The organism is Candidatus Accumulibacter similis (assembly GCA_013347225.1).
Lineage (GTDB): Bacteria > Pseudomonadota > Gammaproteobacteria > Burkholderiales > Rhodocyclaceae > Accumulibacter > Accumulibacter similis.
Genome location: CP054595.1, coordinates 3,259,869 through 3,275,956, shown reverse-complemented (window position 1 = coordinate 3,275,956; position 16,088 = coordinate 3,259,869). Strand labels below are relative to the sequence as shown.

The following is a 16,088-nucleotide window of genomic DNA, read 5'->3' as shown; positions in this document are numbered from 1 at the left end:
CCTGGTGCGGCGGCACCTCGTCACCGCTACAGCCGCTGCAACGCGGCGGCGAGGGCACTGACGGTTTCGCGAATCTGCTCCTCGCTGTGCTCGCAGGACACGAAGAAGCGCAGCCGGGCCGCTTTCTCGGGAACGGCAGGGTAGACGATCGGTTGTACGTTGATGCCGCGGGCGAAGAGGGCGGCGGCCAGGCGGGCGGCCCGGACCGACCCGCCGGTGATCGCCGGGATCACCGCCAGACCGGCGCTGGTCCCGGTGTCGACACCGGCTGCGCGGGCCAGCGCGAGAAAGAGCTGGCCACGTGCCTGCAGGGTTCGCACCCGCTGCGGTTCGCGTTGCAGGCACTGCAGTGCTGCCAGAGAAGCGGCGGCGACCGGCGGTGGCATGCCGACGCTGTAGAGAAAGCCGGGCGCCAGGTAGCGGAGGTGCTCGACGAGGGCGCTCTCGCCGGCAACGTAGCCGCCACATCCGGCGAGGGCCTTGCTCAGGGTGCCCATCCAGATGTCGACGTCGCAGCTGTCGACGCCGAAGTGCTCCCTGATGCCGAGTCCGTTGTTTCCCATGACGCCGAAGGAGTGTGCCTCGTCGATCATCAGGAAGGCGCGGTACTTGCGCTTGATGTCGATGAAGCGCGGCAGGTCGGGGTAGTCGCCGTCCATGCTGTAGATTCCTTCGAGCACGATCAGCACGCGCTGAAAGTGTGGTCGCTGCTCGGCCAGCAGGGAATCGAGGGCAGCCCAGTCGTTGTGCGAAAAGGGAAGGCGGCGGGCACCGGCAAGGCCGATTCCCTGCAGCACGCTGTTGTGTACCAGTTCGTCATGGACGATCAGGTCGCGTGCGCCGAACAGGTAGCCGATCGTCGTCACGTTGGTCGCGTGGCCGCTGACGAAGGTGACGGCGCTCTGGCTGCCGTAGGCCGCGGCGATCGCCTGTTCGAGTTCGCGGTGGACCGGGCGCTCGCCGGCAACCAGTCTGCTCGCTGAGACGGAGGTGCCGAAGCGATCGATCGCCTTTTTCGCCGCCTCGCAGACTTCCGCATGGCCCGACAGGCCGAGATAGTTGTAGCTGGCGAAATTGACGTATTCGCGACCGCCGATGCGCGTGCAGGCGCCGGCAATGCCCTCATGCAGCATGAAGAAGGGGCTGTCGATGTCGAGCCGTGCGGCGCCTTCGGTAATGATCCGCAGTTGCTGGTAGCCAGGATGGAGATCGAAACGCCAGTGCTGCTCGGGCGTGCTCTCCGCCTCCATGGCGGCGCCGGTCGGCGGCTTCAGATCACTGTCCTGCGCGGCCTGGCGCAGCCGTCTCTCCAGTGCCTGCTGGATCAGCCGGTCCTTGATCTGGGCCGTCAGGCCGGGAAGTCCCTTACGCGCCATGGCGATCGCTCCCCGATGTGCCGTCGCCCGGCGTCGTGGCGTCGAAATCGGCGGCGAAACGAGCAATCTCCTCGGCCGAGACCTCGACTCCCTGCTGTCTGGCGATCAGTTCCGTCTGCGCCACCAGCTCCTCCTGCGCGGCGCCGGCGCCTCCCCGGGCACCGCCTTCGGTCTGGCGCAACTGCAGCAGCAGGCGCTCGGCGAGCCGGGTTATCGTCGGGCTCTGACTGAGTGCGAGCACCGGCAACCGAATCCCGAAGCGCGCATCGAGGGCGACCGCCAGTTCGACGCCCATCAGCGAATCGAGGCCCATGTCGAAGAGCGATCGGTTGGCATCGATCTTTTCCGGCGCCATGCGCAGGATCTCGCCAATCTCGCTGCGGAGCATGTCGCCTATGACGACCAGCAACTCGTCGTCGGAGAGTTCGGCCAGCAGCCGCCTGATGTCCTGCGACTGATCATCGTCGTCGCCGCCTCCGCACTGCTGTGCCAGTTCACCAAACTTCGGGCTGCCGGCGGACGGCAGGACACGGCTCAGCGCCTGCCACTCGAAGTCGAGTGCCGCCAGACCAGAGCGGTCGGCAAGCAGCATTTCCTCGAGGACGTCGAGCGCCAGTTCTGACTTCAGTGCCGACCCACCCAGGCGATTCTCGAGCGCCTCGCGCACTTTCTCGTTGCGTGCGAGGAAGCCGCAGTCGGCAATCGGACCCCAGCCGACAGCGGTCGCGCACAAGCCCTGTGAGCGACGGTGCGCGGCGAGTGCCTCGAGCCAGGTGTTGGCCGCGACGTAAGCTGCCTGCCCCGGGTTGCCGAAGGCAGCCGTCGCCGACGAGAAGAGTACGAACAGGTCGAGCGCTTGCGGGCGTGTCAGTTCATCCAGGTGGCGGGCGCCCAGCACCTTCGCTGCCAGCACTTGGCGAATCTGGGTGTCGTCGAGATTGCGCACCAGCGCGTCGTCGATCGCCGTCGCCGCGTGCAGGACGCCCTTCAACGGCGGCAGATCGTCGCCCGTCGCGTCGAGCAGTGCGGCCAGAGCGTCCCGACTGGTGACGTCGCAGGCTGCCGCGTGCACCCGCACCCCCTGCTCTTCGAGGCGCTCGATTGCGGCCTTGGCGGCGGCGGAGGCGGGACCGCTGCGGCTGATCAGGATCAGATGGCGGGCACCCTTGCTCGCCAGCCACTCGGCGGCGCGCAGACCGAAGCCGCTGAGGCCGCCGGTGACCAGGTAGGAAGCGTCGGCCGCCAGTTGCAGCCGCCTGCGCGCGCCGGGCTGTGGTGGCTGCACGCGCTTGATGCCGTGGTGGTAGGTGATGACGATCTTGCCGATCTGGCGTGCCTGCTGCATGTAGCGGAAGGCCTCGACGACATCCTCGGCCTCGAAGCTGCGGTAGGGCAGGGGATGCAGGATGCCGTCGCTGAACAGGTCCATCAGCTCGCCAAAAAGCCTGCGCGTCAGTTCCGGATGGAGCAGCATCAACTGGTCGGCGTCGATGCCGAAATAACTGACATTGTTGCGGAAAGGACGCAGACCGATGCGAGTGTTCTCGTAGAAGTCCCGCTTGCCGAGTTCGAGGAAGCGCCCGAAGGGCCGCAGCACGCGGAAGTTGCGATTGATCGCTTCGCCAGCGAGCGAGTTGAGGACGACATCGACGCCGTGGCCACCGCTTTGCTCGAGGATCTGGTCGGCGAAAGCCAGCGAACGCGAGTCGAAGATCTGGACAACGCCCAGCAGGCGAAGGAAGTCGCGTTTCTCGTCCGAGCCGGCGGTGGCGTAGATCTCGGCACCCAGCCAACGGGCGATCTGGATCGCCGCGATGCCGACGCCCCCCGCCGCGCCATGGATGAGGACCCGCTCACCCGCCTGCAGGCGGGCCAGGTGGTGGAGCGCATAGTAGACGGTGAAGAAGGTGCTCGGAATCGTCGCTGCGGCTTCACAGGAAATTCCCGGCGGGATATGGGCGACGGCGCTGCCCTGGGTGAGTACGCGGTTGCCGAAGCTCGACGGTGCGAAGCCGACCACCTCGTCGCCGGGGCTGAAGCCGGTACAGTTGCTGCCGACACGGGAGATGACGCCGGCGAACTCGAAACCGAGCGTCGGTCCGGCAAAGCCGTTCTCGATCGCCTCGTCGGAGAGCAGCCCCAGTGCGTACATGACGTCGCGGAAGTTGAGGCCGCTCGCCTGTACCTCGACTTCCACCTGATCCGGCGCAGGCGCCAGCCGTGGATGTGTCTCCCAGCGCAGATTGCGCAGCTGCCCGGCGAACTGGAAGCCGAGTGAGACGGTCGGTGATTCGAGGATCTGCGGCGTACGGGCATCCGGGCGCGGTTCGTCGCGCAGGCGCGGGACGTAGCGCTGGCCAGCGGCCGTCAGGATGATCTCCAGCTCCCCATCGGGCTTCTCGAACTCCCTGTCGAGCAGGCTGGCGGCAGCTTGTGCGGACATCGGCAACGCCAGGTCGATCAGGCGAACGCTGCCGGGCTCTGCCTCGTTGAGCATCGTTCGCGCGAATCCGCAAAAAGCCGCGTCGTCGCTGGGACCGGCACGCGAACCGTCGTCCTCTGCTGCGACGGGAGGCAGCAGGGCCGCCGCGGCGTTGCCAGTGATCAGCCAGCAAGTCGTTCGTGTGCCCGACTGCTCGCACGCCTGCGTGATGCGCGCCGCCAGCGCACAGCGCTCGACCTGATGCGTCAATGTCTCGTCGGCGGACACGGTGGGCGACGCCGGCGCCAGGCCGGCGAGCATGACGAGGCCGTCTAGTGCGCCGTAGCTGGTGGTGGTTTGCCGCAGCAGCGCGGCGAGTGCGGCCGTGTCGGTGGTGCTGGCCTGTATCACCAGGTCCTTTCTGGCCTGCAGCGTCCTGGCGAGTTCGTCGGCAAGGCGGGCGGAATAGCCCACTGGGTCAGCGAGCAGGATCCAGCTGCGCACACTGGCTTCTGCTGCCACGACGGGCGCTGCGGCAGCTTCATCGACCTCGGCCAGCAGCAGATAGGGGCCCGAGAGGGTGTCGGGCGAAAACTCGCAGGGGTCGGTGCAGCGGCAGCCCAGATCCTGGAGTTGCCGTTGCCAGAAAGAGCCCGGTCGCTGGCTCGAGATCCAGCGCCCGCTTTCGCTCTGCGACCAGCCGTCGCGTCGGGCACCGAAGACGAAATCGATCCAGCGTGACGGATGCTGGCCGAGAACGATCAACGAGGCGCCGCCGGCGAGGCAGCGGCGTGCATGGCGGAGGGCCTGCAGCGCCCGCTCGGTGGTCGGGAAATCCAGCATGACGATCGCCATCATGCACGATCCTGCTGCCGGCTCCTGATTCCCGTCCGCCGGGCGGGCGTCGTCGATCAGGCTGGTCCGGATCGTCGGGAAGAACTCGCCAAGGCGGACCTGCGCCTCCTCGAGCGCGGCTGCCGAGCTGCTGGCAAAGCAGTAGTCCGAGCGCGTGAAGTCGAGGGCGAAGCAGATGTCCATGGCCAGCGCCGGAGCGCCTTCGCTGATCTCGACGATGCCGAGGCGTTGTCCTGCAGGCAACGTGGCGAGCGCCTCCGTCACCAGGGCACTCAGCGCCTGTCCGAGCTTCATCCTGCCATGGGCGCCGAGGACCTGCAGCAGCAGTGTCGCCAATGACGACTCCTGCGGGCAGATCTCGGACAAGGTGGAGCTGCCGGCGAGAATCTCCGGCAGGTGCAGGCCGACCCGTCCGACCGAATGGATGATCTGGAAGTAGTCCGGGTAGTCGGCGAGCAGGCTGTTCCAGATGTCCTCCGCCGACGACTCCTCCCGGGGATCCGGGACAATCGCCCAGCCATCGGCCGCTGCCGCGAGCGAGCGCTCATCGCTCGCGAGCCGCAGGAGATCGGCGAGAAAAGGCGCACTGTCGGGACTGGCGGACTGGCACGACAGGATCGCCGCCGCCGACAACGTGCCGTCTTCAGTCGCGATCTGCTGCAGGGCTCGGCGCGTGAAGCGGCTGCACAGGCTGTCCAGGAGGGGATCGACTTCTTCCGTGTAGCGGCGGTGCGTTCCCTTGAGGGCCGCCCGTTGCGTGACGGCGGCGAGCGCCGAGCGGACACGCTCGAAGCCCAGGGCCGGCGGGCCGGCAGGCCGCCCGGCGTGCGGCCTCGGCGTCGCGTGCAGGGCAAGAAAGCGCAGCCGGTCGCGGCCACTCCTGCTCAGGCGAACGCCGCGAAAGCGCGCGTCCTTGACGACCGCGATGACACGGCCGGCAGGCGAAAACAGTGCAAACTCGGCCTGCAGTGAACGCGCGCTGCGCCGCAGTAGCGTCGCGCGGGCGAAGCAGGGCGGGCCCTCGTGTCCCGAGTGCAGGATGACGCGGCCGAAGCGCGTCGGGATGAAGGCGATTGCGTCATCGGCGTCTACGGCTTGGCGCAGGAGTTGGAAGAGCAGCTGAAAGGCGCTGTCGAGCAGCGCGGGATGCAGATGGGTGCCGACGAGTTCGGCTTCGACGCGCGGCGGAATGTGCAACGCGGCAAGCGCCGACTTGCCGTCGATCCAGCCGTGCTCGATGCACTGGAAGGACGGGCCGTAGCTGATGCCGATTGCCCGCGTCAGCGCGGCGTGGCCTTCGGCGTCGAAGTCTGGTGGACGTTGCGGCAGATCCGGCAGCACCTCGCGCAGCAGGGTGTCCTGTGCCTCGCGAACGACTCGCGCCGACGCGTGCACGGTCCAGTCCGTAGTGCCCAGCTGCTCGCGGCTGCGGATCGCCAGCTTGCCGTCGCGCGGGTCGATCGACAGCCGAACGAGCGCCGAGCGATCATCGGCAAGCAGGAGGGGCGAGTGGATCTCCAGATCCTCGATCTCGACGATGGCTGCCGGCTGCCACGCGAGCGCCGCCGCCAGTGCCATTTCGGCGTGGGCGGAACCGGGGAGAACGGTCGCCTCGCCGACGACGTGGTCCGCCAGTACCGGGTTGAGTTCGGTGTCGAGCTGGTTTTCCCAGGTCAGTTCGTGCTGCGCCAGCGGATAACCGAGCAGCGGATGGATCTTGTGGCGATGGATCAGGCCGAGTGCCTCGCTGGTCACCGGGTGCCAGTGACGCTCGCGTTGCCACGGATAACCGGGCAGTCGAACGAAGCGCCCGGGCTTCGGAAAGGCCGTCCGCCAATCGACGGCGGCGCCGGCAATCGCAACCTCCCGCGCCGCCGACCTGATGCGCTGCGCGCCGTCGTCCCCGCGCGTGCCGGTGGCGATCACGCGGCCGTCGATCGAGCGCGCCTTGAGGCAGTCGTTCAGGTAGGTGCGCAGGATCGGATGCGCTCCGATCTCGACGAAGATTGTGATCCCCTGATCGAGCAGCGAGTCGATTGCACTGGCGAAGAGGACTGGCTCGCGAATGTTGCGCCACCAGTACGCGGCGCCGAGATCCTCGCCCGGCAGTGGCGAGCCGCTGACCGTCGAGCAGAAAGGCACTGCACTCGCGCGCGGCTCGATCCCGGCCAGTGCCTGCCTGATCCCCGCTTCGAGGCGGTCCATTGCCGGGCTGTGGAACGCGTAGTCGAGATCAAGCCGCTTCCAGGGTACCTGCCGGGTGGTCAGCGCGTCCTCGAGCGCCGCCAGAGCTGGCTGCTCACCGGCGATCGTCAGGCCACGCACGCTGTTGATGACGGCGATCGTCAGGTCGCCGGCAAGCCCGAGTTCGGCAAGCAGGCTCGCCGCGGCTGCCTGCGGCAGCGCGACGGCGGTCATCTGCCCGAGGCCGCGGGTCGTTCCCTGCAGTCGGCTGCGCTCGTAGATCACCTCGACGGCATCGGCCAGGCTCAAGGCGCCGGCTGCCCAAGCCGCCGCGACCTCGCCGACACTATGCCCGGCGACGACCTTCGGCGTGATGCCCTGCCGTTGCAGGAGTCTGGTGATGCCGACCTGCAGGGCAAAGAGGGCCGGCTGCGCGATCTCGGTCCGGTCGTAGCGATCGTCACCGTTGTCGCCGGCCAGTTCGTCGATCAGCGAAAAATCGGCGTGCCGCCGGAACAGGGTGTCGACCTCGCGCACCGCGTCACGGAATGAGGGCTCATCCGCCAGCAGTTGCCGGCCCATCCCGGACCATTGACAGCCATTGCCCGAGTAGATGAACGCCGGCCCACTGGCAGCGGACAGCATCCGGCCGCTGCTCGCCATCGTCGCCTCGCCGCGATCTTCGGCGAAGTCGAGCAGCGCACGCGTGATGGCCGGCACTGTCGGCGCTTCGACGAGCAGCCGCTGCTCCAGCCAGTCGCGACGAAAAGCGGCGCTGTGCGCGATATCGTAATAGGCGGCCGGCGGTTGGCCGGCGAGAAAGCTGGCGAAATCGCCGGCGGCCGCTTTCAGTGCCTGCTCGCTGCGCGCCGAGAGCAGCAGCGGCGGCAAGGTGCCGGTCGTTGCCGCTGGCCGACCACGGGCGCGCCGTTGCGGCGGGCTCTCGATGATGAGGTGCGCGTTCGAGCCGCCGAAGCCGAAGGAGTTGAGGCCGATCGTCAGCTTGCCGGTTTTCGGCAGAGGGCGATTGCTGGTGACCACCTCGATGTTCCAGTCGCTGGCGCGGATGCGCGGATTGACGCTGCTGATGCCGATGGTCGCGGGTACCAGGCGGTGTTCGAGGCAATGCAGCACCTTGACCAGGCCGGCGGCGCCGGATGCCGTTTCGAGATGACCGAGATTGCTTTTCACGGAGCCGATCGGCAGCGGCTTGCCAGGCGCGCGACGTTTGCCGAGTGCATTGCCGATGGCCAGCGTCTCGATCGGGTCGCCAACCGCAGTGCCGGTGCCATGCGCCTCGAGATAGTCGATCGCCGCCGGATCGATGCCGGCGGCGGCGTAGGCTTCCTCGAGCAACGCCGCCTGCACGTCGGCGCTGGGTACGGTCAGTCCCGACTTGCGGCCATCGGTGTTGACCGCCGAGCCGGCGACGATCGCCAGGATCGGGTCACCGTCAGCGACAGCCTGGTCGTGGTCCTTGAGAAAGAAGACGCCACCGCCCTCCGAGCGGACATAACCATCGGCCGATGCGTCGAAGACGCTGCAGCGCCCGCGCGGCGACAGCATCGACGCCTTGGCGAAGCCGAGGAAGCCGTAAGGGTGCAGGTGCAGGCTGATGCCGCCTGCCAGTGCCTGCGAGACTTCGCCGCTGGCGATCGCGCGGCACGCCTGGTGCAGGGCGACCAGGGACGACGAGCAGGCGGTGTCGATGGCCATGCTGGGTCCCCGCAGGTCGAGCACGTACGAGATCCGGTTGGCGGCGATGCTGGCGGTGTTGCCCGTCGCCATCGTCGAGTCGGCGACGGCCAGGTCGTCTGCCATGCGGTAGGAGTAATCGGCGCTGGCGATGCCGATGAAGACCCCGCAGCGACTGCCACGCAACCGCGATGGCCGGATGCCCGAGTTCTCCAGTGTTTCCCAGCACATTTCCAGCAGCAGCCGTTGCTGTGGATCCATCAGGGCCGCTTCGCGCGGCGAGATGCCGAAGAAAGCGGCGTCGAAGGTGGTCACGTCACCGATCGAGCCGGCGGCAAAAGTGTAGGTCGTTCCCGGGTGGTCCTTGCGCGGGTGCAGGAAGGTTTCCAGCGCCCAGCGCTGCGGATCGACCGTGCCGACCAGGTCGCGACCGGCGAGCAGGTCCTGCCAATAGGTGGCGGTGCTGGTTCCTGGCATACGGAAGGAATAGCCGGTGATGGCAATTCGCCGTGTCATCTGACTGCGATCTCCATTGTCTTGATCGGATTGGGCGGGATACCTGCGGTGCACTGGATCAGGCAGCCACTGTTGCTTGCAGAAGGCTTCAGGAGCGCGGCCTAGTATAAGGCTCGAAGGCGTCGCCGCGCATTCGGTAGCCGGCGACGCCCATGCCGGTGTCGGTGCGATCGAGTCCGAGCGTGCCGCTGACCCACATCGCGTCCATGGTGCGCACGCCGCTGACGGGCCTTTCGGCGACGACATGGATGATCTGGTTGGCCGGAGGCGGCGGTACATGGATGCAAGCGCCGAAGTAGGGCACCAGCAGGAATTCGCTGACCTGCTCGCCGCGACGCTCGAGCGGCACGACGAAGCCGGCGATGCGGACCCGCTGTCCGTTCATTGCCTTCTCGACCGGTGCCTGGTCCCACAGGCGGCGTGCGCTCTCGAGCGCCTCCTGTGCCTTCGGGTCGCTGTCCTGCAGGCGAGCGAGGTCGAGACCCTTGAAAGCCGCCATCGGATCCCAGCCCTTCGGTATCAGATCGTCCCAGCCGATCAGGCGGTAGCCTTGCGCACCCTTCCGGTCGTCCGGCAGGCGTTCGCCGACACGGTACTCGGCCGGCTTCGTTTCCTTGCGCTGCGCCTGCGCTTCGTTTGGCTGCGACAGGAGTATGGTGAGGCCGAAACAGATGGCAAGTAGGAGTGGCATTGATCGTATTTTCCGGGTTCTCGCCCTGGCGCCGGGCAGCATTGTCGTCTGCGCTCGTGACAGCGGGGTCTTGAGCGCTGCAACAACGCCTGCCGGACGGTGAGCGTGCTGCTACTTGTGCGTTTCCACCATCACCATCGGTTCGTCAACAATGACCACCGGCGGCCGGCGCCGTCGCACCGGGCGTGCTGTCCCGCTGGCTTCGTCAGGCGTTGTCGGCATCGCCGCCAGTGCCGTGGGGTGCCTGGTTTCGACCATGATCAGGCCGCTCCCCTCGAGCGCCTGCTGACCGTTGATCGACGCGCCGCTGCAGATATGCGCAGGGCCGGGCTCGGCGGCCGTGGCCGCAGCAGCTTCCTGGGGCGCTGCGGTCGCGTCGCGATGAAGCATGGCAGTGGCGGCCGGTGGGTCGGCCGCCATCGCGGGAGCCGACTCGGCAGGTGGCACCTCGGTGATGGCGCCGGCAACATCTGGCGGCGGCGCCGTCGGGGTGGCCATGACGGCAATCGGCGGTGGCGCGACGATCGTCTCCGTCGCGCCAGCCGCCTGGCTGGCGACCGCTGGCACGGAATCGACCGCCGGCACCGGCGCAGCCGTCGTCTCGGCGCCCGGTTCTGCGGTCGCTGCGCTGCCGTGGTCGCCCGCAGGCAGCTCCGGCATTGGGCTCGTCGGCGTGACATCGCTGACGACCGATTCTGCTGCCGGTGGGGGGGCCGCGCGGCGGTCGGCGCCGGCGACGCGCGCGCTGCTGCCGACTTCGGAAGCTGTCTCGACAGTGTCGGCCGGTCGGGTTTCGGCCCTCTCGCCGCGCTCGCGGCGACCACCGCGGCGACCGCGGCGACGGGCTGGGTTGGCGGACTCATCACCGTTCTGCTCGCCCACTGCAGGTGTGACCGGCATCGTCGCGACGGACGCGAGCAGGGCCTGGTCGTTGCCATTGGCGTTCTCGGTTGCCGGTGGTCTGCGCTCGCTGCGCTGCCGGCGTGGTTCGCGGGCGACCGCCGGCTCGCGGCCGGTTCCAGGCTCGCGTGCCTCGCGAGGCTGGCGGGGCTCGCGCGGCTTCTGGGCTTCGCCGCGGCTCGCCGGCAGCGATTCCTTCTGCTCCCGGCTGCTTCGGGTCTCGCCAGCCTCGCGACTGTCGTCGCGGCGCGGCCCGCGTGGCGTGCTGCCACCACTTCGGCGGCCGTCACGCACCGTCCCGGTCTCCGCCGGGAGCGCTGCGGCTGCCCTGGACGACACGTCTTGGTTCGTGCTCACGGGTGCCTCCTTGTGGCGGAACCAGGAAACGATCCGCTTCAGGAAGCGGCTCGCCGCCGTATCCGTTCTGGGGCTGTCGACCGGGGTTGTTGCAGCCGCCTCGGCGACCAGCGGTGCTGGCTGCGCGGGCGTGATTCCCTTGATCGCTGCTTCGGCGCGGGGTGCCTGGGACGCTCCCGCAGCCGCCGCGTCGCTGCCGTCGTCCGCCGTCGGCAGTGCGACCATGCGGTACGACACCTGCTGCAGTTCTTCCTGTCCCGTCGCATCGTGGCGAACCCGCAGGACCGTGTGCTGCGGCGTCTCGAGATGGATGTTGGGAATCAGCAGGATGGCGACCTTGTGCCGCAGTTCGACCGCCTGCACGTCGGTCCGCTTCTCGTTCAGCAGGAAGGTGGCGACATCGACCGGTACCTGCGCATGCACGGCGGCGGTGTTGTCCTTCATCGCCTCCTCTTCAAGAATGCGCAGGATGTGCAGGGCGGCCGACTCGGTGCTGCGGATGTGGCCGGTTCCCGAGCAGCGCGGGCATGGGATGTAGCTCGTCTCGGCGAGCGCCGGCCGCAGGCGCTGTCGTGACAGTTCGAGCAGTCCGAAACGGCTGATCTTGCCGGTCTGCACGCGGGCGCGATCGAAGCGCAACGCTTCGCGCACACGGTTCTCGACCTCGCGCTGATTGCGCTGGTTCTCCATGTCGATGAAGTCGATGATGATCAGCCCGCCAAGGTCGCGCAGGCGCAACTGCCGTGCGACTTCCTCGGCCGCTTCGAGGTTGGTCTTCAGCGCCGTCTCCTCGATGTCGGCGCCGCGCGTTGCCCGGCCCGAGTTCACGTCGACCGATACCAGCGCTTCGGTGTGGTCGATGACGATGGCGCCGCCCGACGGCAGGCCAACCTGGCGCGAGTAGGCGGACTCGATCTGGTGTTCGATCTGGAAACGCGAGAAGAGCGGGACATCGTCGCGGTAGCGCTTGATGCGGTTGACCGTTCCCGGCATGACGTGCGCCATGAACTGCTGCGCCTGATCGAAGACCTCGTCGGTGTCGATCAGGATCTCGCCGATGTCGGGCTGGAAATAGTCGCGGATGGCACGGATGACGAGACTGCCCTCCTGGTAGATGAGGAAGGCTCCCTGTTGCAACTGCGCTGCGTCCTCGATCGCCTTCCACAGTTGCAACAGGTAACCGAGGTCCCATTGCAGCTCTTCGCTGCCGCGTCCGATGGCCGCCGTGCGGGCGATCAGGCTCATGCCGGGCGGCACCGGCAACTGGTCCATCACCTCGCGCAGTTCGGTTCGCTCGCTGCCCTCGACGCGGCGTGAGACGCCGCCGCCGCGCGGGTTGTTGGGCATCAGCACCAGATAGCGGCCGGCGAGGCTGACGAAGGTGGTCAGCGCCGCCCCCTTGTTGCCTCGCTCATCCTTGTCGACCTGGACGATCAGTTCCTGGCCCTCACGCAGCGCTTCCTTGATCGTCGCCCGACCGGCGTCAACCGCGGGCTGGAAGTAGGCGCGCGAAACTTCCTTGAATGGCAGAAAACCGTGCCGTTCCGCTCCGTAGTCGACAAACGCCGCCTCCAGACTGGGCTCGATGCGCGTGATGACCGCTTTATAAATGTTGCTCTTTCTTTGCTCCTTGTTGGCGGATTCGATGTCCAGGTCAATGAGTTTCTGACCGTCGACGATGGCGACACGCAGCTCTTCGGCCTGTGTTGCGTTGAACAGCATTCGTTTCATTCGTGGGGCTCCCGCGCGCTCTTGTATGGGCTGCGCCTCGTGTGGGCAGCAACGGAACCGGTGTCTCCGGGACACTCGAAAATCTCGTCGGCAATGGAAGCAGCGATGCCATCTCGCTGACCCGCATGCTCATCGGGCCTTGACTTGGAAGGTTTCGGGAAGTTGCCAGGGCGATTCCGCAGATGCCAGGCGCGCGCAGTTCAAGTAGTATCGCTACTTTGTGGTGAGCGAACTTAACCAGGTGATCAGCGTTCAGCGAGGGTTGCGCAGCGGGGCGCAGAGCAGTCGGCTGGCGCATGCCGGAAAGCGCGCCGCTGGGGCTTTGGTATCGGCATCGCTCGCTGGCCGCCGGGCTCAAGACATCCTTCAACCGACGACGCAAATCAACTGAAGTATATTCAAAATGGCCCAAGTTGGCAAAAACTCTGTCACCCAACAGCTTATCGGCGAGAACGAGCACGGCCAACGGGTTGACAACCTGCTGCTGAAGCTCTGCAAGGGGGTGCCAAAGAGCCACGTTTACAGCATTGTCCGCAGCGGCCAGGTGCGGGTCAATGGCCGCCGGGTGGAAGTCTCGCATCGCCTGCAGAGCGGCGACCTGCTGCGCATTCCGCCGTTGCGCATCGGCAGCGCCGAAGATGTGGTGGTGGCGGCCGAACGCAGCCTGCACTTGCCGGTCCTTTATGAGGACGATGCCTTGCTGGTGGTCGACAAGCCCGCCGGCGTCGCCGTTCATGGCGGCAGCGGAGAGAGCTTCGGCGTCATCGAGGCGCTGCGGCAGCAGCGGCCGCAGGCGAGGTTTCTCGAACTGGCGCACCGGCTCGATCGCGAGACCTCGGGGATCCTCCTCGTCGGCAAGAAGCGTTCGATGCTGCTCGCCCTGCACGAGATGTTTCGCGCTGCTGCCGGCGGCAGCGCGGGGCGGGTGGCGGACAAGCGCTACCTGGTGCTGGTGGCCGGGCGCTGGATGGAGCCGCTGCGCCATGTTCGCCTGCCGTTGTTGAAGTACCTGCTCGTTTCTGGGGAACGGCGCGTGCGGGTCGCCGATGAAGGACGGGCAGCGCACACGGTCTTCCGTCTGTTGGCGCGCTGGCAGCGCTTCAGCCTGCTCGAGGCAGAGCTGCGGACCGGGCGCACCCACCAGATTCGCGTCCATCTCGCTCACCTTGGTCATCCGGTTGCCGGTGACGAGAAGTATGGTGACTTTGCCCTCAACAGGGTCCTGGCCCGAGAGGGACTGAAGCGCATGTTCCTGCATGCGTCGCTGATGCGTCTGCCGCACCCGCTGGCGGGCGGCGAACTGCGGCTCGAGGCGGCGCTGCCGCCAGCGCTGGCGGGTTTTCTGCAGTCGGTTGCGGCACGCGAGAGGCAGGATCATGGCGAGAAGATTTGAGCTGCTGGTCTTCGACTGGGATGGTACGCTCCTTGACTCGGCGGCGGCCATCGTCGAAGCCATCAGTGCCGCCTGTCGCGACCTCGAGCTGCCGCCTCCGCCGACGGAACGGGCGCGGCACGTCATCGGACTGGGCTTGCGCGATGCTCTGCAGCATGCGCTGCCGGATCTGCCGGAGAGCCGCTACCCGCAGCTCGTCGATCGTTACCGGCATCACTATCTGGCGCGCGATCACGAGCTGCAGTTGTTCGCCGGCGCTGCCGAACTGATCGCCGAGCTGTCGGCGGCGGGCCATCTGCTGGCCGTCGCCACCGGCAAGAGTCGCCTGGGTCTCGCACGCGCCCTGCAGCACAGTGGCCTCGGCCCATTCTTCCACGCTTCGCGCTGCGCCGACGAGTGTTTCTCCAAGCCGCATCCGCAGATGCTCGAGGAACTGCTCGACGAGCTGGCCGTCGATGGCGAACGGGCGCTGATGATCGGTGATACGACGCACGACCTGCAGATGGCGCACAACGCTGGGGTAGCCTGCCTGGCGGTTGCCTACGGCGCGCACCCGGCGGCGGCCCTCGACGCCATGCAGCCGCTGGCGCGGGTGCACCACCTCTCCGAACTGGCTGCATGGCTGCGGACGCACGCCTGATCTGTCCGTCCTGCGAGTTGCAGGACGGTGGCCGCGGCGTCCGCTTCACGATCGAGCGGCGTGGGGTGGCCGCACCGGCCTTCGCCGTCCGCTTCGACGGTCGCGTGCGTGCCTATGTCAATCGCTGCGGGCATCTGCCGGTCGAACTCGACTGGCAGCACAACGAGTTGTTTGACGATTCCAAGGTATACTTGATCTGCGCAACACACGGCGCCCTCTACTCGCCGGCAGATGGCCGTTGCCTCGGTGGTCGCTGCAACGGTCGCGGGCTGGCGCCGGTCGCCGTCGAAGAACGTGATGGTGCGGTCTATCTAACCCCGAGCGAGCACGAGCCTTGAGTACGCCTGAAGAACCACCCTGGGAACGGCAGTTGCTGGAGAAGGTTGCCTTTGCGACGTTGCACGAGCAGCGGGCCAAGCGGCGCTGGGGGATCTTCTTCAAGCTTGCCGGTCTGGCCTACCTGATCGCACTGCCGGCGCTGCTGATGGACTGGGGAGATTCCGAGCAACTGGCCGACCGCCGGCACACGGCGGTCATCCACCTGCGGGGCACCATCGAGGCGCAGGGCGAGGCCAGTGCGCAGAACCTCAACGACGCACTCGAAGCGGCCTTCGCGGACAAGCGGACCGCCGGTGTGATCCTGCGCGTGAATAGCCCGGGCGGCAGCCCGGTGCAGGCCGGCATCGTGCACGACGAGATCCTGCGTCTGCGCACGGCGCATCCGCAGATTCCGCTCTACGCCGTGGTCGAGGACGTCTGCGCCTCCGGCGGCTACTATGTGGCCGTCGCCGCCGACAAGATCTTCGTGGACAAGGCGAGCATCGTCGGTTCGATCGGTGTCCTGATGGACGCTTTCGGCTTTACCGGTACGATGGAGAAGCTGGGCATCGAGCGTCGTTTGCTGACTGCCGGAGAGAACAAGGGCTTTCTCGATCCGTTCTCGCCGCAGGACGTGAAGCAGAAGGAGCACGCACAGGTGCTGCTGCGGGAGATTCACCAGCAGTTCATCGAAGTCGTCCGGCGCGGGCGTGGCAATCGCCTGCGGGAGACGCCGGAGCTCTTTTCCGGCCTGATGTGGACCGGCAGCCAGAGCGTCAGCCTCGGCCTGGCCGACGGTCTCGGCACGGTTGGCTCGGTGGCGCGCGACGTGATCAAGGCCGACCGTTTGGTCGAGTACACGGTCAAGGACAGCCTTGCCGAACGTCTTGCCCGGCGCCTGAGGGCCGATACGAGGGATGGGGCGCTCGGATCCGCGTTCGACTTCGCCCGTCCCGTCCTGCGCTGAGCGTTTGTCAGGCAACGTCGGCGGCCGCCCTGGATGACTGGCC

The 16,088-nt window shown here is 67.3% G+C and carries 8 protein-coding genes; 4 read left to right on the top strand and 4 right to left on the bottom strand.

Annotated features, from left to right (window positions below; translation table 11 throughout):
* Positions 1 to 26: 26 nt before the first annotated feature.
* From HT579_14350 to HT579_14335, 4 genes are all read right to left on the bottom strand, one after another.
* Positions 27 to 1,376, bottom strand: a complete 1,350-nt coding sequence (locus tag HT579_14350; GenBank protein QKS29994.1) for an aminotransferase class I/II-fold pyridoxal phosphate-dependent enzyme — start codon at positions 1,374 to 1,376, stop codon at positions 27 to 29.
* Positions 1,366 to 9,048, bottom strand: coding sequence for an SDR family NAD(P)-dependent oxidoreductase (locus tag HT579_14345; GenBank protein ID QKS31650.1), 7,683 nt, complete (start codon positions 9,046 to 9,048; stop codon positions 1,366 to 1,368). Before HT579_14345 ends, HT579_14350 begins: the two co-directional genes overlap by 11 nt.
* Positions 9,049 to 9,136: 88 nt before the next feature.
* Positions 9,137 to 9,739: a DUF3299 domain-containing protein gene (locus HT579_14340; GenBank protein QKS29993.1), complete on the bottom strand. Its 603-nt coding sequence runs from the start codon at positions 9,737 to 9,739 to the stop codon at positions 9,137 to 9,139.
* A 111-nt stretch (positions 9,740 to 9,850) separates the two neighbouring features.
* Entirely contained in the window at positions 9,851 to 12,727 is a 2,877-nt protein-coding gene (locus tag HT579_14335; protein QKS29992.1) for an Rne/Rng family ribonuclease, read from the bottom strand.
* Between the two features lie 403 nt (positions 12,728 to 13,130).
* Between HT579_14335 and HT579_14330 the strand changes: the two genes are divergently transcribed.
* The 4 genes from HT579_14330 to HT579_14315 are packed head-to-tail and all read left to right on the top strand — an operon-like array spanning position 13,131 to position 16,045.
* Positions 13,131 to 14,120 carry an RluA family pseudouridine synthase gene (locus HT579_14330; GenBank protein ID QKS29991.1) on the top strand — a complete coding sequence of 330 codons (990 nt, stop codon included), beginning with the start codon at positions 13,131 to 13,133 and terminating at the stop codon, positions 14,118 to 14,120.
* Positions 14,104 to 14,760: an HAD-IIIA family hydrolase gene (locus HT579_14325; protein ID QKS29990.1), complete on the top strand. Its 657-nt coding sequence runs from the start codon at positions 14,104 to 14,106 to the stop codon at positions 14,758 to 14,760. The genes HT579_14330 and HT579_14325 overlap by 17 nt, the downstream gene beginning before the upstream one ends.
* Positions 14,739 to 15,098 (top strand): Rieske 2Fe-2S domain-containing protein, encoded by a 360-nt coding sequence (locus HT579_14320; GenBank protein ID QKS29989.1) that lies wholly within the window; start codon positions 14,739 to 14,741, stop codon positions 15,096 to 15,098. Before HT579_14325 ends, HT579_14320 begins: the two co-directional genes overlap by 22 nt.
* Positions 15,095 to 16,045 carry a S49 family peptidase gene (locus tag HT579_14315; protein ID QKS29988.1) on the top strand — a complete coding sequence of 317 codons (951 nt, stop codon included), beginning with the start codon at positions 15,095 to 15,097 and terminating at the stop codon, positions 16,043 to 16,045. The genes HT579_14320 and HT579_14315 overlap by 4 nt, the downstream gene beginning before the upstream one ends.
* Positions 16,046 to 16,088 lie beyond the last annotated feature (43 nt).

What these genes read in the sequence shown, in the direction of transcription:
- HT579_14320 (QKS29989.1), top strand. Translation starts at nt 14,739, where the DNA reads ATGGCTGCGGACGCACGCCTGATCTGTCCGTCCTGCGAGTTGCAGGAC.
- HT579_14325 (QKS29990.1), top strand. Translation starts at nt 14,104, where the DNA reads ATGGCGAGAAGATTTGAGCTGCTGGTCTTCGACTGGGATGGTACGCTC.
- HT579_14335 (QKS29992.1), bottom strand. Translation starts at nt 12,727, where the DNA reads ATGAAACGAATGCTGTTCAACGCAACACAGGCCGAAGAGCTGCGTGTC.
- HT579_14350 (QKS29994.1), bottom strand. Translation starts at nt 1,376, where the DNA reads ATGGCGCGTAAGGGACTTCCCGGCCTGACGGCCCAGATCAAGGACCGG.
- HT579_14340 (QKS29993.1), bottom strand. Translation starts at nt 9,739, where the DNA reads ATGCCACTCCTACTTGCCATCTGTTTCGGCCTCACCATACTCCTGTCG.
- HT579_14330 (QKS29991.1), top strand. Translation starts at nt 13,131, where the DNA reads ATGGCCCAAGTTGGCAAAAACTCTGTCACCCAACAGCTTATCGGCGAG.
- HT579_14345 (QKS31650.1), bottom strand. Translation starts at nt 9,048, where the DNA reads ATGACACGGCGAATTGCCATCACCGGCTATTCCTTCCGTATGCCAGGA.